General features: G+C 49.6%; 21 protein-coding genes, 1 other RNA gene and 2 other annotated features. Of the genes, 19 read left to right on the forward strand and 3 right to left on the reverse strand.

Features of this window, described 5'->3' with window-relative positions; all coding sequences use genetic code 11:
- Nucleotides 1-59: 59 nt before the first annotated feature.
- Nucleotides 60-1,610, reverse strand: coding sequence for an SH3 domain-containing protein (locus HU147_RS08540; RefSeq protein ID WP_224075848.1), 1,551 nt, complete (start codon nt 1,608-1,610; stop codon nt 60-62).
- Between the two features lie 116 nt (nt 1,611-1,726).
- Nucleotides 1,727-1,972, forward strand: a binding site (T-box leader).
- Nucleotides 1,973-2,024: 52 nt separating this feature from the next.
- On the opposite strand from HU147_RS08540, the gene hisS reads away from it, so the two are divergent.
- The 4 genes from hisS to HU147_RS08560 all read left to right on the forward strand — a co-directional run bounded on the left by hisS (nt 2,025) and on the right by HU147_RS08560 (nt 6,196).
- Nucleotides 2,025-3,311 carry a histidine--tRNA ligase gene (gene hisS, locus HU147_RS08545; protein WP_224075849.1) on the forward strand — a complete coding sequence of 429 codons (1,287 nt, stop codon included), beginning with the start codon at nt 2,025-2,027 and terminating at the stop codon, nt 3,309-3,311.
- Nucleotides 3,312-3,313: 2 nt separating this feature from the next.
- Complete coding sequence (gene aspS / locus HU147_RS08550) at nt 3,314-5,089, forward strand: aspartate--tRNA ligase (RefSeq protein WP_224075850.1); 1,776 nt, start codon at nt 3,314-3,316, stop codon at nt 5,087-5,089.
- Nucleotides 5,090-5,143: 54 nt separating this feature from the next.
- Nucleotides 5,144-5,328, forward strand: a non-coding RNA gene (gene ssrS, locus HU147_RS08555) — 6S RNA.
- Nucleotides 5,329-5,431: 103 nt separating this feature from the next.
- Nucleotides 5,432-6,196 carry a tRNA threonylcarbamoyladenosine dehydratase gene (locus tag HU147_RS08560; RefSeq protein WP_074510964.1) on the forward strand — a complete coding sequence of 255 codons (765 nt, stop codon included), beginning with the start codon at nt 5,432-5,434 and terminating at the stop codon, nt 6,194-6,196.
- 380 nt (nt 6,197-6,576) lie between these two features.
- Here the strand turns inward: HU147_RS08560 and HU147_RS08565 are convergent, their stop codons facing one another.
- Nucleotides 6,577-7,863 (reverse strand): replication-associated recombination protein A, encoded by a 1,287-nt coding sequence (locus HU147_RS08565; protein ID WP_224075851.1) that lies wholly within the window; start codon nt 7,861-7,863, stop codon nt 6,577-6,579.
- Nucleotides 7,864-7,996: 133 nt separating this feature from the next.
- Here HU147_RS08565 and cymR point away from each other — a divergent pair, with 133 nt between their 5' ends.
- From cymR to mtnN, 15 genes are all read left to right on the forward strand, one after another.
- Nucleotides 7,997-8,413, forward strand: coding sequence for a cysteine metabolism transcriptional regulator CymR (gene cymR / locus HU147_RS08570; RefSeq protein WP_036806362.1), 417 nt, complete (start codon nt 7,997-7,999; stop codon nt 8,411-8,413).
- Nucleotides 8,414-8,426: 13 nt separating this feature from the next.
- Nucleotides 8,427-9,560 (forward strand): cysteine desulfurase family protein, encoded by a 1,134-nt coding sequence (locus HU147_RS08575; protein ID WP_224075852.1) that lies wholly within the window; start codon nt 8,427-8,429, stop codon nt 9,558-9,560.
- 15 nt (nt 9,561-9,575) lie between these two features.
- On the forward strand, nt 9,576-10,694 hold the full coding sequence (mnmA, locus tag HU147_RS08580) for a tRNA 2-thiouridine(34) synthase MnmA (protein WP_224075853.1): 1,119 nt from the start codon (nt 9,576-9,578) through the stop codon (nt 10,692-10,694).
- A 14-nt stretch (nt 10,695-10,708) separates the two neighbouring features.
- Nucleotides 10,709-11,368 carry a tetratricopeptide repeat protein gene (locus HU147_RS08585; protein WP_224075854.1) on the forward strand — a complete coding sequence of 220 codons (660 nt, stop codon included), beginning with the start codon at nt 10,709-10,711 and terminating at the stop codon, nt 11,366-11,368.
- Nucleotides 11,369-11,390: 22 nt separating this feature from the next.
- The gene (gene recD2, locus HU147_RS08590) at nt 11,391-13,853 is read left to right on the forward strand and encodes an SF1B family DNA helicase RecD2 (RefSeq protein ID WP_224075855.1); all 2,463 of its coding nucleotides are present in this window, start codon (nt 11,391-11,393) and stop codon (nt 13,851-13,853) included.
- 222 nt (nt 13,854-14,075) lie between these two features.
- Nucleotides 14,076-14,286 (forward strand) — a binding site (T-box leader).
- A gap of 59 nt (nt 14,287-14,345) precedes the next feature.
- Nucleotides 14,346-16,970 (forward strand): alanine--tRNA ligase, encoded by a 2,625-nt coding sequence (alaS, locus tag HU147_RS08595; RefSeq protein WP_224075976.1) that lies wholly within the window; start codon nt 14,346-14,348, stop codon nt 16,968-16,970.
- An 89-nt stretch (nt 16,971-17,059) separates the two neighbouring features.
- Entirely contained in the window at nt 17,060-17,326 is a 267-nt protein-coding gene (locus HU147_RS08600) for an IreB family regulatory phosphoprotein (protein WP_224075856.1), read from the forward strand.
- A 2-nt stretch (nt 17,327-17,328) separates the two neighbouring features.
- Nucleotides 17,329-17,745 (forward strand): Holliday junction resolvase RuvX, encoded by a 417-nt coding sequence (gene ruvX, locus HU147_RS08605; RefSeq protein ID WP_036806384.1) that lies wholly within the window; start codon nt 17,329-17,331, stop codon nt 17,743-17,745.
- A 13-nt stretch (nt 17,746-17,758) separates the two neighbouring features.
- The gene (locus tag HU147_RS08610) at nt 17,759-18,067 is read left to right on the forward strand and encodes a DUF1292 domain-containing protein (RefSeq protein WP_036806386.1); all 309 of its coding nucleotides are present in this window, start codon (nt 17,759-17,761) and stop codon (nt 18,065-18,067) included.
- 221 nt (nt 18,068-18,288) lie between these two features.
- Nucleotides 18,289-19,413 carry an endolytic transglycosylase MltG gene (gene mltG / locus HU147_RS08615; RefSeq protein ID WP_224075857.1) on the forward strand — a complete coding sequence of 375 codons (1,125 nt, stop codon included), beginning with the start codon at nt 18,289-18,291 and terminating at the stop codon, nt 19,411-19,413.
- 157 nt (nt 19,414-19,570) lie between these two features.
- Nucleotides 19,571-20,182, forward strand: coding sequence for an O-methyltransferase (locus tag HU147_RS08620; RefSeq protein WP_224075858.1), 612 nt, complete (start codon nt 19,571-19,573; stop codon nt 20,180-20,182).
- Between the two features lie 30 nt (nt 20,183-20,212).
- On the forward strand, nt 20,213-20,836 hold the full coding sequence (gene udk, locus HU147_RS08625) for a uridine kinase (RefSeq protein ID WP_036806392.1): 624 nt from the start codon (nt 20,213-20,215) through the stop codon (nt 20,834-20,836).
- An 89-nt stretch (nt 20,837-20,925) separates the two neighbouring features.
- Nucleotides 20,926-21,402, forward strand: coding sequence for a transcription elongation factor GreA (greA, locus tag HU147_RS08630; RefSeq protein ID WP_036806395.1), 477 nt, complete (start codon nt 20,926-20,928; stop codon nt 21,400-21,402).
- Between the two features lie 153 nt (nt 21,403-21,555).
- Nucleotides 21,556-22,269, forward strand: coding sequence for a YrrS family protein (locus HU147_RS08635; protein ID WP_224075859.1), 714 nt, complete (start codon nt 21,556-21,558; stop codon nt 22,267-22,269).
- 64 nt (nt 22,270-22,333) lie between these two features.
- Nucleotides 22,334-23,035, forward strand: coding sequence for a 5'-methylthioadenosine/S-adenosylhomocysteine nucleosidase (gene mtnN, locus HU147_RS08640; protein ID WP_224075860.1), 702 nt, complete (start codon nt 22,334-22,336; stop codon nt 23,033-23,035).
- Between the two features lie 52 nt (nt 23,036-23,087).
- On the opposite strand, the gene pssA is transcribed toward mtnN, so the two are convergent.
- On the reverse strand, nt 23,088-23,627 hold the full coding sequence (pssA, locus tag HU147_RS08645; protein WP_224075861.1) for a CDP-diacylglycerol--serine O-phosphatidyltransferase: 540 nt from the start codon (nt 23,625-23,627) through the stop codon (nt 23,088-23,090).
- Nucleotides 23,628-23,700: the final 73 nt, after the last annotated feature.

Genomic DNA, 23,700 nt, shown 5'->3' on the forward strand with positions numbered 1-23,700 from the left:
TAGCAAGAATTTCATAAAAAAACAGCACGGGAGATTTTCTTCTCCCGTGCTGTTTCCGTTTATTCTTCCAATTGTGCATCAAAATAGTTGACGATGCCGGTGTATAATCCGAGCGCTGCTTGTTCCTGGAACTTCGACGCCGTCACAGTGCGTTCGTCGTTGAAATTGCTCAAATAGCCGAGTTCGACCAGGACAGCCGCCTGCTTGTTTTCACGAAGCACGAGGTAATTTCCGGCCTGGACACCGCGGTTGCGGAGCTCGATTTTGCCGGCTAAGCCGGAATTGATGGCTGCCGCGAGCGGCTCCTGGAATTCATGCAAATAATAAGACGTAAACCCGGAAACGCTGCTGTCATCCGTTGCGTCGTAGTGAAGGCTGATAAAGGCATCCGCTGAGACTTGATGGGCAGCAGATACGCGCTTCCGCAAGTCGACATATGTATCGGATTGGCGCGTCAACACCACGTCCGCTCCGGCAGAGCGCAAATGGTGCGACAGCGTTTCAGCCGTCTGCAGCGTCAAATCTTTTTCCAGGGTTTTGCGGGCGCCGACCGTACCGCCGTCATTGCCGCCGTGGCCTGGGTCGAGCACAATCGTCAAGCCGTCAAGCGTGCCTTTCTTGCGGTCGGGTTTCTCTTTTTCTTCTTCAGTGTCTTCCGCTTCGCCGCTAGTTACGACCCAAGTCGCGACATAAGCAGCAGTGCCGTCCGGCAACGAAACTTTGTACCAGTCGCCGCTTTGTTCAGCAACTTGCAGTTTATCGCCTGCATCTGCACGGCTTACCACGCTTGAAGAAGTGGAAGGCTCGGAGCGGAGGTTGGTGCCGTTCGTAATGACGGTCACGCTCTTAGTATCCGACTTTGCCGTTTCTTCGACAGCAGTTGCTGATTCATCGGACAAATGGCCATGGAACGCATAGACCCAGCCGGTTTTCTTTTCGGAAAGCTGAATTTCGACCCAATTGTCTTTGGTCGATTTCACCGGGAACACTTCGCCTTTATTGACGCTGCCCTGCACCTTCGAGTTGAGGTCCGGTTTTTTGCGGACATTCAGAACATCCACCGCAATTTCAAAAGAAGCGGCTTCTGCAGTGGCCGGGGCCGGCTTTTCCGCTGTTTGTTGGGACGTGCTTATGTATTGTTTAGACACAAATCCACGCGTATTTTGGAAATCCACTTCTGCCCAGTCGCCAGCTTCGCTGATGACCGTTGCCTGATCGCCGGCGTTCATTTGGGCGAGCACCGAAGCGGAGATGTCCGGCTGTGCGCGGACGTTCAGGCGGTCGACGCTTGCAACAGCCGTGACGCCGGAAACTTCCGTATTCCCGGATGCCGTTCCGGACGTCAGCCAGGAAGCGATCCACCCTTGTTCACCGCCGATTTCGATTTCCAGCCAGTCGCCGCTTTGCGATAGCGTTTTCACCGTGTCGCCTTGGGCGAATTCACCGATCACATCGTAGGAAAGGCCGGGGCCGGTCCGTACATTGACGGTTTCACCGGTAATCTCTACATCGCCGGCGGCAGCGAGTGCGGGATCAGCCGCAGGGGCCGGAGAAATTCCGGAAAACATGAATATGAATAAAATAATGGCAATAAACCACTTGCGGTTCATCTAGCACCTCCTTAAATTTACACCTCTTAGTATTATGAAAAAAAAACGGCCATTTGTCAAAAAAGGTTGACAAGGTTTGGGGCAGTCCTTAAGATTAAGATTATTATACTTATATACATTTGCTGATGACGAAGAAAGTAATTGCAAGATTGGCTGAAAAGAGAGGGAAAGTCCTGGGCTGTAAACTTTCCTGCAGGAATCTGTAATGAAAAACACTTAAGAGGCTTTTTTCTGAAAGGCGCTGCATGCGCTTATTAGGAAGGAACGGAACCGGCCGTTACCCGGAATGAGAGGGTGCCGTCTTTTTGGCATCAACTAGGGTGGAACCGCGGAAGCTGATATTAAAAGCTCTCGTCCCTTGCGTAAGCAAGGGGCGGGGGCTTTTTTGTATGGAAAAATGAAGGAGTGGAAAAAATGGGCAATAATATTCAAGCACCGCGCGGCACGTACGATGTGCTGCCGGATCATTCTGCCAAATGGCAGGAAATCGAAGCGAAAATCATTGAACTGTGCAATCTTTACCAATACAAAGAAATTCGTACACCGATTTTCGAACACACGGAATTGTTTCAGCGCGGCGTCGGCGATACGACGGATATCGTGACAAAAGAAATGTACACATTCCAGGACCGCGGCGACCGCAGTTTGACGCTTCGACCTGAAGGCACTGCATCCGTTGTGCGTTCATTTGTGGAAAATAAATTATTCGGCTTGCCGGACCAGCCGGTGAAATTGTTCTATACCGGACCGATGTTCCGTTACGAACGCCCGCAGGCAGGCCGCATGCGCCAATTCGTGCAATTCGGTGTGGAAGCGATCGGCTCGAAAGATCCGGCGATTGACGCAGAAGTCATTTCACTGGCGATGGAGCTTTACCGTTCCGTCGGTTTGAAGCGGCTGCGCCTCGTACTCAATTCACTTGGCGATACAGAAAGTCGCATCGCACACAGAGAAGCTTTGGTAAAACATTTTGAACCGCGCATCAACGAGTTCTGCAGCGATTGCCAGACGCGCCTTGAGAAAAATCCGCTGCGCATTCTTGATTGCAAAGTGGACCGCGACCACCCGTTGATGGCGACAGCGCCGTCACTGGCTGATTATTTGAACGAAGAATCACAGGCTTACTTCGACCAGGTGAAAATGTACTTGGACGAGCTCGGCATTGAGTATGTCATCGATCCGAACTTGGTGCGCGGCCTGGATTATTACAACCACACCGCATTTGAAGTCATGAGCGATGCGGAAGGCTTCGGCGCCATTACGACGCTTTGTGGCGGCGGGCGCTACAACGGCCTGGTGGAAGACCTCGGCGGACCGGAATCGCCGGGCATCGGCTTTGCGATGAGCATCGAACGCCTGCTTCTGGCGCTGGAAATGGAAAAAGTGGAAATCGGCCAGTCGCAGAACCTGGAAGTATACGTGATTGCCATGGACGAAGCGTCGAAGAAAAAAGCTTTCGGCATCATCAAGGACCTTCGCTCAAGCGGCATTTCAGCTGATATGGACTACACGGGCCGGAAATTAAAAGCCCAGATGAAATCGGCCGACCGCAAAGGCGCGAGCTATGTCATCGTCATGGGCGAGACGGAAATGGCGAGTGGACAAGTTGCTTTAAAAGAAATGGCGACCGGCGAACAACAGACCGTTGCATTTGCAGAGATCGCTGGAACGATTACGAAAAAGAAATCATTGGAGGAATAGACATGTCGAGATCGCATTATAGTGGAGAAGTCAACGAAGCAATTATCGGACAACCCGTATCATTAAAGGGGTGGGTACAAAAACGCCGTGACCTGGGCGGATTGATTTTTGTCGATGTCCGCGACCGCAGCGGCATCGTCCAAGTGGTGTTCAACCCGGAAATTTCGGAAGAAGCGACGAAAGTCGGAGAAACTTTGCGCAACGAATTTGTTGTGCATATCGAAGGCCTCGTCGTTGCAAGAGCGGACGGCCAAATCAATGCGGCTATGAAAACCGGAAAAGTGGAAGTACAGGTTACAAACGCCAGCATCATCAATGCGGCGAAAAACCCACCATTTGCGATTGAAGACAATACCGACGTCAATGAAGACTTGCGCTTGAAATACCGTTACTTGGATTTGCGCCGTCCGGCGATGTACGAAACGTTCAAAATGCGTTCGGACATCACGAAATCAATCCGCCGTTTCCTGGATGAAGAAGGATTCCTGGAAGTGGAAACACCAATTTTGACAAAATCCACTCCGGAAGGCGCACGCGATTACTTGGTGCCAAGCCGCGTACACGAAGGCGAATTCTACGCGCTTCCGCAATCGCCGCAATTGTTCAAGCAAATGCTGATGGTTTCCGGATTCGATAAATATTACCAGATTGCCCGCTGCTTCCGTGACGAAGACTTGCGTGCAGACCGCCAGCCGGAATTCACACAGATCGATATGGAAATGAGCTTCAAATCGATGGAAGAAATTCTGGAGATGAACGAGCGCTTGATGGTCCAAATGATGAGCGACGTCAAAGGCCTTGACATTGAACCGAAATTCCAGCGCATGAGCTATACCGAAGCCATGGACCGTTTCGGCTCCGACAAGCCGGATGTCCGGTTTGGCCTGGAACTGGTCAACGTGTCCGACTTGGTGAAAGATTCTTCGTTCAAAGTGTTCGCCGGAGCGGTTGAAAACGGCGGTCAAGTCAAATTGATCAATGTCAAAGGCCAGGCAGCCAACTACTCACGCAAAGACATCGACGCACTCGGTTCATTTGCTTCCGTTTACGGTGCAAAAGGCCTGGCGTGGCTGAAAGTGGAAGAAGACGGCGTGAAAGGCCCGATTGCGAAATTCTTTGAAGGCGATGCAGCCACTGCGTTAACAGAACGCGCAGAAGCGGAAGCGGGAGACCTTCTGTTATTCGTAGCGGATTCTTCTTCGGTCGTAGCAGATGCACTCGGCGCTTTGCGTTTGAAGTTCGGCAAAGAACTTGGCCTGATCGACAACTCACAATACAAATTCTTATGGATTACGGACTGGCCGTTGTTTGAATACGACGAAAAAGAAGGGCGCTATTTTGCGGCTCACCACCCGTTCACGATGCCGTTTGAAGAAGACCTGGACATTCTGACGACGTCGCCGGAGAAAGTCCGCGCACAGGCGTATGACCTTGTCCTGAACGGTTATGAGCTTGGCGGAGGCTCGCTGCGCATCTACCGCCGCGACATCCAGGAGAAAATGTTCCAAATGCTTGGATTTACGGACGAAGAAGCCCGTGCCCAGTTCGGTTTCCTGATGGATGCGTTCGAGTACGGAACGCCTCCGCACGGCGGGATTGCATTCGGCCTCGACCGTCTCGTTATGCTCCTTGCAGGACGCACCAATTTGCGCGACACCATTGCCTTCCCGAAAACAGCAAGCGCCAGCGATCTTTTGACGGATGCGCCAAGCCCGGTTTCCGAATCGCAGCTTGAAGAATTAAGCTTATCGGTCAGTATTCAGAATAATGAAAAATAACTAAAGTAAAATTCTTGTGCAATTAAAAAAGGTGTGCTAACATACAAGTAGTAGAGAATCCTGATGTGTTCGTTTTAAGCTATTCAGTTTTGACCCAACATTTTGTCGTCGGGAGACCAAATTTCGTCATGGCTAACATGCCTCTCAGGGGAAGTTATAAGTGATGGAGAGGTCACCCACCTGCTAGAAGCGGGTTCAAAAACGATATGCACCACAAGGACGGCACGATTGGGATTCTCCATTATTTTAACTTTTCACCCTCCGGCAATTTGTCGGGGGGTTTTTAATTGTGTATAATTCCTAGTATATCTCTCAACTTTCAATTTGAAGGGCAGGAAAATCATGTTACATCAATTTTCACGAAACGAATTAGCCGTGGGCAAAGAAGGAATCGAATTACTGAAAAATACAACTGTCGCTGTTCTGGGCGTGGGCGGCGTGGGTTCATTCGCCGCTGAAGCATGTGCACGCAGCGGAGTCGGCCGCATTATCCTCGTTGATAAAGACAATGTCGACATCACCAACATCAACCGCCAACTGGTGGCCAACCTTTCAACTGTCGGCCAATCCAAAGCGGAAGTGATGAAGGAGCGCATTGCCGACATCAACACTGAATGTGAAGTGATTTCTTTACATATGTTTTATACGGAAGAAACGTTTGAAGAATTCTTCAGCTACAACCCGGATTACGTCATCGACGCATCCGATACGATGATCTACAAAGTCCACTTGATGCAGGAATGCTACAAGCGCGGCGTGAAAATCATCTCAAGCATGGGCGCAGCGAACAAGACGGATCCGACGCGTTTCCGCATTGCGGATATTTCCAAAACGCATACCGATCCGCTTGCGAAAATTATCCGCAAGAAATTGCGTGAAGCAGGAATCCGCAAAGGCATTCCGGTTGTCTTTTCCGATGAAAGCCCGATTGTCATCCGGGAAGACGTCGTTGGAACTGTCGGAAAGCCGGATGCCGCCATCCGCAAAGCGAAAATGCCGCCGAGCTCCAACGCCTTCACGCCGTCTACTGTCGGCTTGATCTGCGCAAGCTGGGTTGTCAACGACATCACCCGCGAGATTCCGATTGAACGCGTCAGAAATAATTAATGAAAAGCCGGCTCGCAGGTAGAGCCGGCTTTTGCGTGCCGAAATTGGCCGAACGCACAGAAATCGTTGTGAACGCACACAAATCGTTCTAAATGCACACAAAAGACGATTGCCAAAAGAGAAGGCGCTTTTCGCGGGCGAAAAGCCATCAAAACCGGGTCTTGGCCAGTCGGATTTTGCTGAACGCAAATAAACCGGCTTTGAACGCAAATAAATTTATTTAAACGCAAATAAAAAATTTTAAACGCAAATAAACTTCCCGCGAACGCAAATAAATTCCAATCAACGAACACAAATGCCGATTGCCAAAAGAAAAGGCGCTTTTCGCGGGCGAAAAGCCATAAAAAAGGCCGTTTCCATGAGTGGAAACGGCTGCCGTACTATTTTTTCTTTCGGAAAGACTTTAATTTCTCGTAAATGCCGGCAAATTTCTTTTCGGAGCCGGCAATGACGGGTTGATAGTAATCCGCCGACTTCACTTCTTTCGGCAAATAATCCTGGTCGACCCAGCCACCGAATGAGCCGAGCGGCGTGTCGTGCGGATATTTGTAGCCGCCGTGGCCGAGTTCAGCACTTCCGGCGTAATGGGTGTCTTTCAGGTGCGGCGGGATATCGCCGGTGTCGCCTTTATTGATCGCCGCAATGGCCGCGTCAATGGCTTTGTACGCCGAATTGGATTTCTCCGACAGGCACATCTCCGCGACCGCCTGAGCGAGCGGAATGCGGGCTTCCGGCAAGCCGAGGCGGTCGGCCGCCTGGCAGGCAGCGAGCACATGGGCGCCGACTTGCGGGTTGGCGAGGCCGATGTCTTCGTAGGCCATGACGAGCAAACGGCGCGTCACGGCCGTCAAATCGCCGTTTTCCAGCAGATGCGCCAAATAATACATCGCCGCATTGACGTCGCTGCCGCGCACGGATTTTTGCAGCGCCGACAGCAAATTGTAGAAATGCGAGCCTTTTTTGTCGCCGAAGACGCCGACGCGTTTGATCATCTGTTCCACCATCTGGTCTTCGACGATGTATTTGCCGTCGCGCTCGTCTGATGCCACCACAATGGATTCAAGCATCGTCAGCGCTTTTCGGGCGTCGCCGTTGGTGCCTTCTGCAATGCGTTCAACTTGCGCAGGGGATATTTCGATCTCGTAATTACCGAGTCCACGCTTTTCGTCGCTCAACGCGTTTTTCAGGAGCTCGACGATGTCTTCATGCGTCAGCCGCTTTAATTGCTTGATTTCGCCGCAGCGGGAGCGGATGGCCGGGTTGACGTCGTGGAACGGGTTTTCCGTCGTAGCGCCGATCAGCACAATTGCGCCGCTTTCGACATGGGGCAAGAGGGCATCCTGCTGGAGTTTATTGAAGCGGTGGATTTCGTCCAGGAACAGCAGGACTTTGCCGGTGATGCGCGATTCGGCGACCACTTCTTCGACGTCTTTTTTGCCGGAAGTTGTGGCGTTCAACGCGATGAACGGCAGTTTCGAGGTGCCGGCGATGGCGTGGGCAATCGACGTTTTGCCGATTCCGGGGTCGCCGTACAACAGCATCGACGGCACATGGCCGTTCTGGATCATTTTATACAACGCCGTATGCGGTCCGATAACATGTTTCTGGCCGACCACTTCGTCGACCGTCCGCGGACGCATACGGAAAGCTAAAGGTTCGTTCTGCAAACTAAGCACTCCTTCCGTACATTCGTTCTATCAGTATAGCGTTTCACGAAATAAAAGTCATTGCAAGTCCATTTTGCTGAGTTATGATATACTATTTTGAAGAATAATTGGAAACTGATTCAGGGGTGTAAAGATGAAAATATCAACAAAAGGCCGCTACGGCTTAACAATTATGATTGCGCTCGGCAAACAATACGGCGAAGGGCCGATTCCGCTCCGCAAAATTGCAGCGGAATACGATTTGTCCGAAGCTTATTTAGAACAGCTCGTCGGGCCGCTCCGCAATTCCGGCCTTGTGAAAAGTGTGCGCGGGGCGTACGGCGGCTATATGCTGACCCGCCATCCGAAAGAAATTTCGGCAGGCGACGTCATCCGCGTGTTGGAAGGGCCGATCCAGCCGGTTGAAGGCATCGAAGACGAAGCCCAGCCGCAGCGCGAGCTATGGGTGCGCATCCGGGACGCGGTCAAAAACGTCTTGGACACGACCAGCATTGAAGATTTAATGAAAACGCAGGACAACGATAACGAAAACTACATGTTTTATATATAAGGAGTCAGTCAAAATGAAACAAATCTATTTAGACCATGCGGCCACTTCACCGATGCATCCGGAAGTGGCTGAAGTTTTTTCCCAAGCACTCGGAACCGTCTACGGCAATCCTTCAAGCATTCACGGCACCGGCCGCGTTGCGCGCAAAGCGCTGGATGAAGCGCGCCGGATCTTTGCCGGAAGCATCAACGCCAACGATCCGGAAATCGTCTTTACCAGCGGCGGGACAGAAGCCGATAATTTTGCGATTTTCGGAACGGCTGCCAAAAAGGCGGGCAAACACATCATTACGTCTACCATTGAACACCATGCCGTGCTGCATGCATGCGAAAAGCTGGAAAGCGAAGGCTACGACGTAACGTATTTGCCGGTGGACGAAAACGGCTCCGTCCGAGCAGAAGACGTGAAAAATGCGCTGCGGGACGATACAATTCTAGTGACCATCATGCTAGGCAACAATGAAGTCGGAACTGTGCAGCCGATCGCGGAAATCGGGGAACTGCTAAAAGATACCGATGTAGTGTTCCATACCGATGCCGTGCAGGCGTATGGCGTATTGCCGATTGATGTTGAAGCTCTGCATGTGGATTTATTGTCCGTATCGGCGCATAAGCTGAACGGCCCGAAAGGTATCGGCTTTTTGTATCAGCGAAAAGGCACTCAGCTTGCGCCGCTGCTATACGGCGGAGAGCAGGAACGGAAACGCCGCGCAGGGACTGAAAACGTACCGGCCATCATGGCATTTGCCAAAGCGGTGGAAATTTCATTGGAAACGATGGACCAGAAACAGGCGGCCTACCAAGGCTATAAAGAGATTTTCAAGAACATTCTCCGAGAGGAAGGCGTGGAATTCAAGGAAAACGGCATCAACCAAATGCCGCATGTCCTGAACCTCAGCCTGCCCGGAATCGAAATTGAATCGTTTTTGGTCAACTTGGACCTAGCCGGCATTTCCGCATCAAGCGGCTCTGCCTGCACGGCCGGCTCGATCGACCCGTCGCATGTCCTTGTGGCGATGTACGGCGAGCGGGCGGAAGAACTGCGGAATTCGATCCGCTTCAGTTTCGGCATCGGTTTGTCCGAAGAACAAATAACGGAAGCTGCACAAAAGACAGCTCAAATCAGTAAGCGCCTCGCGCTAAAATGAAAAGGTGATTAGAAAATGACTGCAAAAGCACCACAAGATACACGTGTTGTCGTCGGCATGTCCGGAGGGGTCGACTCTTCAGTTGCCGCGTATTTATTGAAAGAACAAGGCTATGACGTCATCGGGATTTTCATGAAAAACTGGGACGATACCGACGAAAACGGCGTCTGCACAGCGACGGACGATTACGAAGACGTCATCCGCGTCTGCAACCAGATCGGCATTCCATATTACGCCGTCAATTTTGAAAAACAGTACTGGGACAAAGTATTTACGTACTTCCTGGAAGAATACAAAGCGGGCCGTACGCCGAATCCGGACGTGATGTGCAATAAAGAAATCAAATTCAAGGCATTTTTGGAGCACGCCTTGAGCCTGGGTGCGGATTACCTTGCGACCGGCCACTACGCGCAAGTTGCGCACGCTGAAAACGGCGAAACGAAAATGCTGCGCGGCAAAGACAATAACAAAGACCAGACCTATTTCCTGAATCAATTAAATCAGGACCAATTGTCAAAAGTGATGTTCCCGATCGGCCATATGGAAAAGAAACGGGTGCGCGAAATCGCGCTTGAAGCGGGACTTGCTACAGCGACGAAAAAAGATTCGACGGGCATCTGCTTTATCGGCGAACGCAATTTCAAGGAATTCCTTGGCCAATATCTGCCGGCACAGCCCGGTTCGATGGAAACGCTTGACGGCGTCAAAAAAGGCTCACACGACGGCTTGATGTATTACACCATCGGCCAGCGCCAGGGCCTTGGCATCGGCGGAGCAGGGGACCCCTGGTTCGTCATCGGCAAAGACCTCGACAAAAACATTTTATACGTCGGCCAAAATATCAACCACGAAGCTTTGTTCTCTGACAGCTTGTCAGCGGTCAACTTGAGCTTCACTTCAGATACAGCGCCGACAGGTATATTGAAATGCACCGCGAAATTCCGCTACCGCCAGGCAGATGTAGGCGTAACGGTAGAATTTAAAGGCGACGAAGCCATCGTGACATTCGATGAGCCGGTCCGTGCGATTACACCGGGGCAGGCAGTCGTTTTCTACGACGGCGAAGAATGCCTGGGCGGCGGAACAATCGACCGTGTCTTCAAAAACGGCGCACGTCTAGAATACGTAGGTTAATGGGAGAGACTAGTATGAATTACAACGAAATCGGCATTCAGGCCCTTCAAGAAGGCAACACCGAAGAAGCAATCAAAGCTTTTACTCAAGCAATCGAAGAAGAACCAAACAACCCGCTCGGCTATATCAACTTCGGCCATGTGCTGACGTCGATGGACGATGTGGAGCGGGCGGAGCGCTTTTTCCAAAAAGCGATCGTCCTGGATGAAACATCCGCTACCGCTTATTACGGGCTGGCGAATCTGTATTTCAATGTTGAACGCTACGCGGAAGCATTGAAATTGTATGAAAAAGCGGTCCAATATGGGCTGGAAGGCGCAGATGCTCATTTCATGATCGGCAAATGTTTCGAGAAGCTAGAACAGCCGAAATTGGCGCTTCCGTATCTTCAGCGTGCCATCGAATTGGACCCGGAAGACGCACAAGCGCGCTTAAGCTACGGCATCACGCTGGCGTCGGTGGAACTGTTTGAGTTGGCGGAACCGCATTTCCTGCAAGTGCTCGAGCAGGACCCGAACCATTCGGATGCCCATTACAACCTCGGCGTTCTGTACGCGGTGTCAACGGACCGCGTCAACGAAGCCATGTTTCACTTGAAACAGGCGTACACGCTTGATGAACGAAATGAAATGGCGCGTTATGCGTATGATATGATCGCTTCGAAACTGCAATAATTTGTGAAAGGAGACGGCATCAATGACCGGACAAATTGATTTATTCCAAGAAGAAGTGCAATTCGTATTAGGCCGTCCTGTCGTCTCGATTTTTCACAATCCCCAAAACTTGTTTTCCATCGCCAAAGTGAAAATTCAAGAAACCAACACCTCATACCCTGAAAAAGAAATTATCGTGTCGGGCTATTTTCCGAAACTGTCGCTTGAGGAACAATACCGTTTTACGGGGGCTGTGAAAAATCATCCGAAATACGGCGTGCAGTTCCAGGTCGAAACATTCACGAAAGAAGTTCCGGAAACCGAACAGGGCATCGTCCATTACCTGTCGAGCGATATGTTCAACGGCATCGGCCGGAAGACGGCAGAGACGATCGTTAAAAAGCTTGGCAAAGACGCCATCAAAAAAATTCTGGAAGATCCGGAAGCGCTTGATGCCGTGCCCCGTTTGTCGGACGACAAGAAAGATACCATCCGTTCAACCTTGCAAATGAATTTGGGGCTGGAGCGGGTTATGATCCAATTGAACGACTGGGGTTTCGGCCCGCAAGTCGGCATGCGTATTTATCAGGCCTACCGCGAAGAAACGATCGATGTGCTGACGAAAAATCCGTACCGCTTGATTGAAGAAATTGAAGGGATCGGCTTCCAGCGTGCCGATGAGCTCGGATGGAAACTAGGGATTACCGGCAGCCATCCGGACCGCATCAAAGCGTCGATCCTGTATTTATTGAACCAGGCGTCTTTGTCTGAAGGGCATGTCTATCTGGATGCCAAAACAATGATTCCGATGGTGAAAGAAATGCTGGAAGCGAGCCAGCGTGATGAAATTCCAATCCCGATGATTTCAAAAGCGATGATCGAACTGAATGAAGAAAGAAAAGTGGCGGGGGAAGAAACCCGGCTTTATTTGCCATCGCTGTATTATTCGGAACTGGGCATCGCCACGAAAATCGAAACCATGCTCGCTTCTCAGGCCAACCGCGACCGTTTTCCGGCGTCCGAAGTGCGGAAAGCGCTCGGTGAAGCTGAAGAGCGGCTCGGCGTCAATTATGCGGAAACACAGGTCCAGGCCATTGAACAAAGCATCAACTCGTCCGTCATGATTCTGACAGGCGGACCGGGTACCGGCAAGACGACCGTCGTCCGTGGACTGGTTGAAGTATATGCGGAACTCCACGGCCTATCGCTTGACCCGAAAGACTATGCCAAGAAAAAAGAGCCGTTCCCGATCATCCTGGCGGCTCCGACCGGGCGTGCAGCCAAAAGGCTCAGCGAATCGACAGAACTGCCGGCGATGACGATCCATCGTCTGCTCGGCTTTAACGGCCAGGAAAAAGAAGAAGAAACCGAGCGAGACATTGAAGGCCGGCTGATCATCATCGATGAAATGTCGATGGTCGATACATGGCTCGCGCATCAATTGTTAAAAGCGGTTCCAGAAGACGCCCAGATCATTTTTGTGGGCGACCAGGACCAATTGCCTCCGGTCGGACCGGGGCAGGTGCTGCGTGATTTGTTGGAATCAAAGCGCATTCCGACGGTCGAACTGACCGACATTTACCGCCAGACGTCCGGCTCGTCGATCATCGAGCTAGCCCACCAAATGAAAAACGGCCAGCTGCCGGCGGACATCACCGCGAAAACTGCGGACCGTTCGTTCATCAAAGCAGGTGCCGACCAGATTCCGCAAGTGGTGGAAAAAGTGGTCAAGAGCGCACTCGCAAAAGGGCATTCGATTCGCGATGTGCAGGTGCTCGCACCGATGTACAAAGGGCCGGCCGGCATCGATGCCTTAAACCGCATGATCCAGGAAATGGTCAACCCGAACACGGACGGCAAGCGGAAAGAATTGGTGTTCGGCGATGTGACATATCGCATCGGCGACAAGATTTTGCAGCTTGTCAACCAGCCCGAAAGCAATGTCTTTAATGGCGATATGGGTGAAGTCATCGCCATCTTGAAAGCAAAAGAAACGGTCGAGAAACAGGACCTGCTCGTCGCATCGTTCGATGGCATCGAAGTGACGTATCAGCGCTCGGATTTGAACCAGCTGACGCTCGCGTACTGCTGCTCGATCCACAAATCGCAAGGTTCGGAATTCCCGACGGTCATCATGCCGGTCGTCCGCGGCTACATGAAAATGCTGCGTCGCAATCTCCTTTACACCGGCATCACGCGCAGCAAGGATTTCCTGATCCTGTGCGGCGACCCGCAAGTGTTCCGCTACGGCGTCGAGCGGACCGATGATACGCAGCGCATGACTACGTTGAAAAGCCGTCTGCAGTTATCGGCAGCAGAACCGGAAGAAGCAGAAGAAGCTACAGTGAAAGCTTCAGCTGATGCCACAGCGGCACAAACACCCGCTCCTTCAGTTGAGAAGAAAGAGCCGAGCGGACCCGTAAGCCTGACTGCTGAAAATGCCCATCTGATCCATCCGCTGATCGGCATGGAAGGCGTCAAGCCGACTGATTTTATTGAAGCGTAAAGAAGCGTCCATTGCGGGCGCTTTTTTGTCGGAAATTTTCAGCCAGAAGCGTATTTCTTTTGCTGCTGGGCGTATTTTAACTTTATCTGGGCGTATTTCTGCCAAACGAAGCGTATTTTAACCTTAACCGAGCGTATTTCAAAACTGCCGGCTGCATTCCCGAAATTCGCCGCTATTGACACAGCCCTTCCTTTTTCTATATAATTCAATCTATAATCAATAACCAACACATTGATGGAGACAGTATAAAATTCGCATCTGTTTAGAAAGAGGTTCCCAGGCTGAAAGAACCTTCGCCATGCAATTTTAGAAAGCTACTCCGGAGTGCAGCCAATCCCTGCCGTGAAGCCGCGTTAAGGCACAATGAGAGACACGGAGCCCTTTTGTCCGTGTAATTAGGGTGGTACCGCGAAATAAAGCCTTCGTCCCTTGCGCAAAGCGCAAGAGATGAGGGCTTTTTATTATGTTGAAGGAGGAATACAGATGAAAACCATGAAGACGATGAAAGCTGCAGACATCAGAAGATTGTACATCGAATTTTTTAAAGAAAAAGGCCATGACCAGGAGCCGAGTGCTCCGCTTGTGCCGTTTGAAGATCCGTCGCTATTGTGGATCAACAGCGGTGTAGCAACACTGAAAAAATATTTTGACGGACGCGTGATTCCGGAAAACCCGAGAATCGTCAACGCACAAAAGTCGATCCGCACGAATGACATTGAAAATGTCGGGAAAACGGCGCGCCACCATACATTCTTTGAAATGCTCGGGAACTTCTCCATCGGCGATTACTTCAAAAAAGAAGCGATCCACTGGGCTTGGGAATTCTTGACCGACGACCGCTGGATGGGCTTCGAGCCGGAGAAATTGTCCGTCACGATCCACCCGGAAGACGAAGAAGCGTACAGCATCTGGCTGAACGAAGTCGGCGTGCCGGCTGAGCGCATCATCCGCCTGGAAGGCAACTTCTGGGATATCGGCGAAGGCCCGAGCGGACCGAACTCCGAGATCTTCTACGACCGCGGAGAGACGTACGGCAATGATTTGAACGATCCTGAATTGTACCCGGGCGGCGAAAACGACCGTTACCTGGAAGTGTGGAACTTGGTATTCTCCCAGTTCAACCACAACCCGGACCACACGTATACACCGCTTCCGAAACAGAACATCGATACGGGCATGGGGCTTGAGCGCATGGCTTCTGTCGTGCAGGACGTGCCGACGAACTACGATACGGATCTGTTCATGCCAATCATCAATAAAACCGAAGAAATCTCCGGCAAAAAATACGGCGAAGACGCTGAAGCGGATATGGCTTTCAAAGTGATCGCTGACCACGTCCGCACCGTTGCATTTGCAATCGGAGACGGCGCATTGCCGTCCAATGAAGGCCGCGGCTATGTGCTGAGAAGATTATTGCGCCGCGCTGTCCGTTTTGCGAAAAAATTGGGCATCGAAAAACCGTTCATGTATGAACTTGTACCGGTTGTCGGCGACATCATGAAAGACTTCTATCCGGAAGTGAACGACAAACAGGACTTTATTATCCGCGTCATGAAACTCGAGGAAGAGCGTTTCCACGAAACGCTTCACGACGGACTCGCAATCCTGTCGGCTGTCGTCGAACAGCAAAAAGCAGCCGGGCACAATGAAATCCCGGGCGAAGACGCATTCCGTTTGTACGATACCTACGGCTTTCCGGTTGAATTGACGGAAGAGTATGCAGAAGAAAGCGGCATGGCAATCGACCATGCAGGGTTTGAATCGGCGATGGAAGCGCAGCGCGACCGTGCACGAAAAGCGCGCCAAAACGTCAACTCGATGCAGACGCAATCCGAAGTGCTTGGCAATATCAAAGACGAAAGCGAATTTATCGGCTATAGCCTGACTGCTGCAGAAGCTAATGTCCTGGCAATCATCAAAGACGGCGAACTGGCTGACAGCGCGCACGAAGGCGAAGAAGTGCAAGTCATTTTGGACCGCACGCCGTTTTATGCAGAAAGCGGCGGACAGATTGCCGACCGCGGAACGCTCAGCAACGATTTGGTGCAGGCTTCTGTATTGGACGTGAAAAAAGCGCCAAATGGCCAAAACCTGCATTCAATCCGTGTTGAAACCGGCGAATTGACGAAAACCGCTGTTTTTGCCCAAGTGGACGCAAGCGAACGCCGCCATACGGTGAAAAACCATACGGCAACGCACCTTCTCCATCAGGCATTAAAAGATACATTGGGCACGCATGTCAATCAGGCAGGATCGTATGTCGGACCGGACCGTCTGCGTTTTGACTTCTCTCATTTCGGGCAAGTAACAAAAGAAGAGCTCGAGCAAATTGAACAAATTGTCAACGAAAAAGTGTGGAGCGGCATCGATGTGAAAACCGGCTACCACAATTTGCAGGAAGCAAAAGACATGGGCGCAATGGCTTTATTCGGCGAGAAATACGGCGATGTGGTCCGCGTAGTGGAAATCGGCGGCTATTCGCTTGAACTTTGCGGCGGTGTCCATGTCGTCAATACATCCGAAATCGGTGTCTTCAAGATCGTCTCAGAAAGCGGCATTGGCGCAGGCATTCGCCGCATCGAAGCCGTGACCGGCAAAGGCGCATACGAGAACTTCAAAGACAGCGAACGCACGCTTGAAGAAGCGGCAGGGCTGATGAAGTCGTCTGCTAAAGATTTGGTCCAAAAAGTGCAGACCTTCCAGCAGGACATGAAAGCTTTGCAGCGCGAAAACGAATCGCTGATGGCGAAAATTTCGAATGCACAGTCCGGGGAATTGTTGGACTCGGCGCTTCAAATTGGCGATATTACGGTTCTGTCTACAAAAGTGGAAGCAAAAGACAACAACCAGCTGCGCCAGATCATGGATGACCTGAAGCAGAAATTCGAAAAAGCGGTCATCGTACTCGGTGCAACAGACGGCGAAAAAGTTATGCTGATTGCCGGCGTCACAAAAGATCTGGCAGGCGGGAACTATCATGCCGGTCAAATCGTCAAACACGTAGCGGAACAGTGCGGAGGCAAAGGCGGCGGCCGTCCGGATATGGCAATGGCAGGCGCGAAGAACCCGGAAAAACTGGGCGCAGCGTTGGAATCTGTCTACAACTTGTTCAAATAGGTTTAATAAATGCCGGATATCGTTTATAATAAACTTCAGACAGCGAGAGCGCTCTTCTCCTATCTAGACCCGAAAGCGAGGTGCTTGTCGTGAGCTCATTTGATCAAACTATGAAATTCAACCCGTCTGATGAATCAATGGAGCAGGAAGTGAAGCAGGTAATGCTGCAAGTCCATGCTGCATTGGAGGAAAAAGGGTACAACCCGAATAATCAGATTGTCGGATATTTATTATCAGGTGATCCGGCTTATATTCCTCGCCACCAGGATGCTCGAAATAAAATCCGCAAACTTGAACGGGACGAAATTCTGGAAGAGCTTGTAAAGTTTTATATCAAAAAGAATAAAGAGGACTAAGCATGAGAATAATGGGACTGGATGTCGGATCAAAAACAATCGGCGTCGCAATCAGCGACGCACTCGGTTGGACGGCGCAAGGCATCGAGACAGTTAAGATCAATGAAGCTGCAGAAGATTTCGGATTTGGGCGCCTGGGCGAACTGATCAAGCAATACGAAGTCAGCCAAGTTGTGGTTGGTTATCCAAAAAACATGAACAACTCGATCGGCCCGCGTGCAGAAGCATCGGAAAAGTTTGCAGCTTTGCTTGAAGAAGCGTATGCTATACCGGTGGTGCTTTGGGATGAAAGACTGACAACGATGGCAGCAGAAAAAATGCTGATTTCAGCGGATGTCAGCCGCAAGAACCGCAAAAAAGTAATTGACAAGATGGCTGCGGTCATGATTTTGCAAGGCTATCTTGACTTTAAAAAATGATGAGGTGACGCAAATGGAACACGGACAAGAACACATTACAGTCGTTGATGAAAACGGCAACGAGCAGCTATTTGAAGTATTATTCACATTTGACTCAGAAGAATTCGGAAAATCATATGTTTTGTATTTCCCGGTAGGCGCTGAAGAAGATGATGAAGGCGAAATCGAAATCCAGGCTTCTTCTTTCACTGAAAATGCCGACACAGACGGCAAAATTGCAGGCGGAGAACTTCGCCCGGTCGAAACGGACGCGGAGTGGGATATGATTGAAGAAATGTTGAATACGTTCCTTGACGAAGAAGAAGAGAACGAAGAACTTTAATCGGATCAGGAGAAGGGCGGAATTGTACGTAGATTCCGTCTTTTTCTTTTGCCGGAAATTCGGTATACTGTAAATGAGAAACTACAACCATTGGGTTTATGATCTCCACTGGGGGCGAGTAGTACCAAACGCGTATGTGTGGTCAGTGGTTTTCCGCTTTACCGGCGGGAAATTGCTGGCCATTCAAACGGGATAGAGGAAAAAGCTAAGGGGGGGGACCCGTGGACAAGCAATCGAAAAAAGAAATTATGTATGAACGCATGAGTGAGAAGAAAAAAGAAGTGAAAGTTGTCCGCCGAATTGTTTTTATCGTGACGGTCGCTTTGCTGCTTGTGTTGGGCGTTGGCGCTTTTGCTGCATACAGCTATGTCACCGACGCGCTGGAGCCGGTTGATGCGGAGTCAGAAAAAATCGTCGAAGTCGAAGTGCCGATCGGCTCAAACCTTGACAGCATTTCAGCGTTGCTGGAAGAGAACGGTTTGATCAAGGATGCGCGCATCTATAAGTATTACGTGAAATTCAAAAATCAGGCGGATTTCCAGGCTGGCACGTACGGGCTTTTGCCTTCCATGACGCTTGATGAAATCACCGAGAGCCTGAAGACCGGTAAAGTCTACCGGGAGCCGTTGTTTAATATTACGGTGCCGGAAGGGTTGACGCTGGATCAGATTGCTGAAAACGTCATTGCAAAGAAAACGAAGTACAGCGCCGAGGAATTCATGGATAAAATGGAAGACGACGCGTATATTGACGAGTTGATGGTCAAATACCCAACTTTGCTGACAGATGAAATCAAAGGTGAAAATGTCCGTTACGCACTGGAAGGTTATTTATTCCCAGCGACTTATCCGTTTTATGAAGAAGACCCTTCGTTGAACTTGATCATCGAAAACATGCTCAAGGCGACGGAATCCAATGTGGTCCAGTACCAGGCCGTGTTGGAAGAGATGGGTAAAACGCCGCATTGGCTGCTGACTTTCGCTTCTCTGTTGGAAGAAGAAGCGACAGCAGGTTCTGACCGCAACACGATCGCGAGCGTCTTCTACAACCGCATCGAAAAGGACATGCCGCTGCAGACGGACCCGACAGTCATTTATGCAATGGGCGAACACAAAGAACGCTTATTCAATAAAGACTACGAATTCGAGCATCCTTACAGCACCTATACGAATAAAGGGCTGCCGCCAGGGCCGATCGCCGCTGCTGGAGCATCGTCGATTGCCGCTGTGCTTGACCCGGCTGACACGGAGTATTTATACTTCCTGGCAGACAAAGAAGGAACGAACCATTTCTCTACTACCTATGAAGAACATCTTAAAAAGCGCGATGAGTACATCGGCCAATAAGAAGAGTGCTGCCTCGGAAAAGCCGGCGGTTTCTCGCCGGCAAGTACGGGAATAAGTGTACAAAACATGACAAGAAGGAAGCGACCTCGCTTTCCTTCTTGTTTTATGTTATTATTGGTTGTAATTTTTGCAGCAGGCGAAAAGGAGCTTTAATACAATGGACCATGAACAATTGGCAAAGACAATAACAGCGGTCAAAGCTTATGCAGAAGAGCACCATGTTCCCATTATGGAAGACCAGGGCATCCGTGAATTGACCGATTTGCTGTTGCAGCAACAGCCGGGGTCAATCCTCGAAATCGGGTCGGCAATCGGGTTTTCTGCCATTATGATGGCTTCTGAACTGGCAGGCTGCCGAATCGATACAATTGAACGGGATGACGTACGCTATGAGAAGGCTGTGGAGTTTATCGCACAATCCGGATTGGGCCATCAAATACGCATTTTCCATGCGGATGCACTCGAAATGGATCTGTCTTTGTTAAGCCAGGAATATGATGCGATTTTCATTGATGCGGCGAAAGGGCAATACGAGCGGTTTTTTGAAAAATACGAAACCTTATTGTCTGAGCAGGGAGTCGTATATTGTGATAATATGTATATGCATGGAATGGCGGACCAGGAGATTTCGGAGATTCCGCGGAGAAAACGCACGATGATCCGGAACTTGAAAATTTTTAAAGAACATATGCTGAATCATCCTTCTTATGACACGGAGCTTTTGCCGGTCGGAGACGGCATTATGGTCTGCAAAAAAAGAGCCAACTAAAAAACATAAGTTTGCAAGGAGCTTGGAAGAATGTCTAAAAACCGTCCGGTCGTTATCGGGATCGCAGGAGGTTCGGGCTCAGGCAAGACGAGCGTAACGAATTCCATTTATGAAGTATTCAAAGAAAACTCAGTGGTAGTGATCGAACAGGACTACTATTACAAAGACCAAAGCCATTTGGCTTTTGAAGAACGTCTGGAAACAAACTATGACCATCCATTGGCATTCGATACCGATTTGCTGATTGAGCATGTCAATAAATTATTAAACCGGGAGCCGATCGAAAAACCGGTTTACAATTACGCCTTACATACACGGGCTGAAGAAACCGTTTTGATTGAACCGAAAGATGTCATCATCCTCGAAGGGATCCTGGTTCTGGAAGACGAGCGTCTCCGTGATTTGATGGACATCAAATTATTCGTAGATACCGATGCAGACTTGCGCATTATCCGCCGCTTGCTGCGCGACATCAACGAACGCGGCCGGACGATCGATTCAGTAATCGACCAGTACTTGAACGTTGTGCGTCCGATGCATAACCAGTTTATCGAGCCGACGAAGCGCTATGCCGACGTGATTATTCCTGAAGGCGGGCAAAACGAAGTGGCAATCGACTTAATGGTTACAAAAATTAAAACAATTCTTGAATAGATTGACAATTTATAATATGATGATACGAGACTGACGGATGGTAGCTTAAAACCTTCTAAAGTCAGCAGTTGAAGGAGTGGGGAAAAATAATGGCAAATGAAAAACAATTTCCGATGACAGCTGCAGGTAAGCTGAAGTTGGAAGAAGAACTGGAATTCCTAAAAACCGTTAAACGGAAAGAAGTCGTTGAGCGGATTAAAATAGCACGCAGTTTCGGGGACCTTTCCGAGAACTCGGAATACGACTCAGCAAAAGAAGATCAGGCGTTTGTTGAAGGGCGCATCTCTACGTTGGAATCGATGATCCGCAACGCCGTGATCATCAACGAAAACGAATTGAATAAAGATATCGTCCGTTTAGGGACAACTGTCACTTTCGTAGAAGTGCCGGATGGCGATGAAGAGTCTTACACAATCGTCGGCTCTGCAGAAGCGGACCCATTAGAAGGGCGCATCTCCAATGACTCGCCTATCGCGAAAAGCATGATTGGGCGCACAATTGGCGAAAATGTAAAAGTGTTGACGCCAGGCGGCGAAATGGAAATCAAAATCGTTTCAATTTCTTAAATTATACACAGCCATTCTTTTTTGAATGGCTGTTTTTTTGAAATTTATTCAAGCTTAAAAGCAAATAACACGAAATTGAAACATTTCTTTTGTTAAAACGTCAAATTTGTAACATGGCATTATGCTAAAATAATGTGAAGAGGAGGCAAATCGATGACAAATGAAAAAAAACCTTATCCTTCTCGTTTGGACAAAAAGAACCGGTCGAATTCTCTTCTAAATTGGATGATCGGGGTAGTCTTTGCCTTGATAGTGATTACCGGAGCTTTTATCTTCCTGGACAACGGAGATGAAAGTGCCCAAGAACCGGAATCTGTAACAATCGAAACAGATACTGAACAGCAAACGAGCGGAGAAGAAACCAACCTAGAAGAAGATGCTGAAGCCGATGAAAAAGCGGAAGAAGAAGCTGACGCAAAGGCTGAAGAAGAAGCGAAAGCAAAAGAAGAAGCAGATAAAGCTGCGGAAGAAAAAGCAGAAGAAGAAAAGGCTGCTGAAGAAGGAAAAGTAACAGGCGGCACCATTACGCGTGAAGATTCGAGCGATCCGGTTGTTGAAGAAACAGTCATCAACACAAGCTGGGAGCCGGTCGGCACAAAACAGTCAGGCAAACACGTATCGGTCTATGATAAAGGGTCGGTCGACTGGAACGAAAAAATCAATGCAATTTCATATGCTACCGGTTTAAGCCAAGATAATATGTATGTTATGATGATTAAGAATGGCGGCGGCCCGCAGAAATCGATCGGTGTCGTGCAGTCCAAAGACAAATCACAAAAATATCGCGTCCATCTGGAATTTAAAGATGGCGAAGGCTGGAAACCCGTGAAAATGGATGTATTAAAAACACTGGAAGGCGCCTATTAATGGGCGTCTTTTTTTGCGGGAATTTAGGCAGGATAGATTTTAGACAGGGAAAGGGCGATGGAAAATGAGAATCGGCGTTATCGGAGCGATGGAAGAAGAAGTGGAATTATTGAGAAGCAGCCTTGAAAATGCGCAAGTAAGCGAAATCGCTAATTGTGAATTTACATCAGGTACATACAAAGGGCAGGACGTTGTGCTGCTGAAGAGCGGAATCGGCAAAGTGAATGCCGCGATGTCCACGACGCTTCTTTTGCAGCAGTTCAAGCCGGATGTTGTCATCAATACCGGATCTGCAGGAGGATTTGACCAGGCGCTGGAAGTAGGGGCAATCGTCATTTCAGATGAAGTCCGCCACCACGATGTTGATGTGACCGTTTTCGGCTATGAGATGGGCCAAGTGCCGCAATTGCCGGCAGCATTCCGTTCAGACAAGAAATTGATAGACTTGGCGACCAAAGCTGTAGAAGAGCTGGGAGAGCATCCATACGGTGTTGGCTTGATCGCAACCGGGGATTCGTTCATGAACGATCCGGAACGTGTGGAGAAAGTCAGAGGGTTCTTCCCGTCGATGAAAGCTTCTGAAATGGAAGCGGCCGCTGTAGCGCAAGTTTGCCACCAATTCAACGTGCCATTTGTAGTGATCCGTGCGTTATCGGATATTGCCGGAAAAGAATCCAATATCTCGTTTGATGAATTTTTGCCGGTTGCTGCAAAGCATTCCACTGAAATTGTTTTAAATGTCGTAGAACGGCTGGCTGCCAAGTAAATGCAAAAAAAGCTGGAAACGTTGTAAACAACGCTTCCAGCTTTTATCTTTATTATACTTTTCTGAGGGTAAAAGTGCTGATCATCAAGAGTGAGCATATGATAAACATAAACATATATGCGACAGGCGGAAAAACGGAAAGTCCGAAATAAGACAACGTCACCACAGTGCCTGCGGCTGTGATGGGCAATCCGACAAAATAGCCATTGGATTCCGAAATGTTGAAACGTGCAAGGCGAAAAGCACCGCTTGCGATGTAGATGACAGTAAAGACCATACCGGTCACACCAAACTCAGTCAGCACCAGCTGGTAAATCAGGATCGCCGGTGCAACGCCAAAGGAAATGATGTCGCTCATTGAATCCAGTTGTTTGCCGAGTTCGGACTCCTGGTTGAATTTCCTCGCGACCATGCCGTCAAAGCGGTCCAGAAAAGCGGCAATAAAAATAAATAGCACACTATAGCTGTAAAACTCGTTGAGAGCGGCCATTAAGGACGCCCCGCCGAAAGCCATATTGCCTATTGTCAGCATGTTTGCTGCCTGAGAGCGTAGTTTTTTAATTGTGTGATCCATTCGTTCTAATATCAGCAATGGAAAACACTCCTTTTTTTTGTAAACTTCTTCAGTTCATTATACTGTGAAAGAACAAAAAATGGTAGACTAT

Origin of the sequence: Planococcus chinensis (genome assembly GCF_020071995.1) — a bacterium.
Lineage (GTDB): Bacteria > Bacillota > Bacilli > Bacillales_A > Planococcaceae > Planococcus > Planococcus chinensis_A.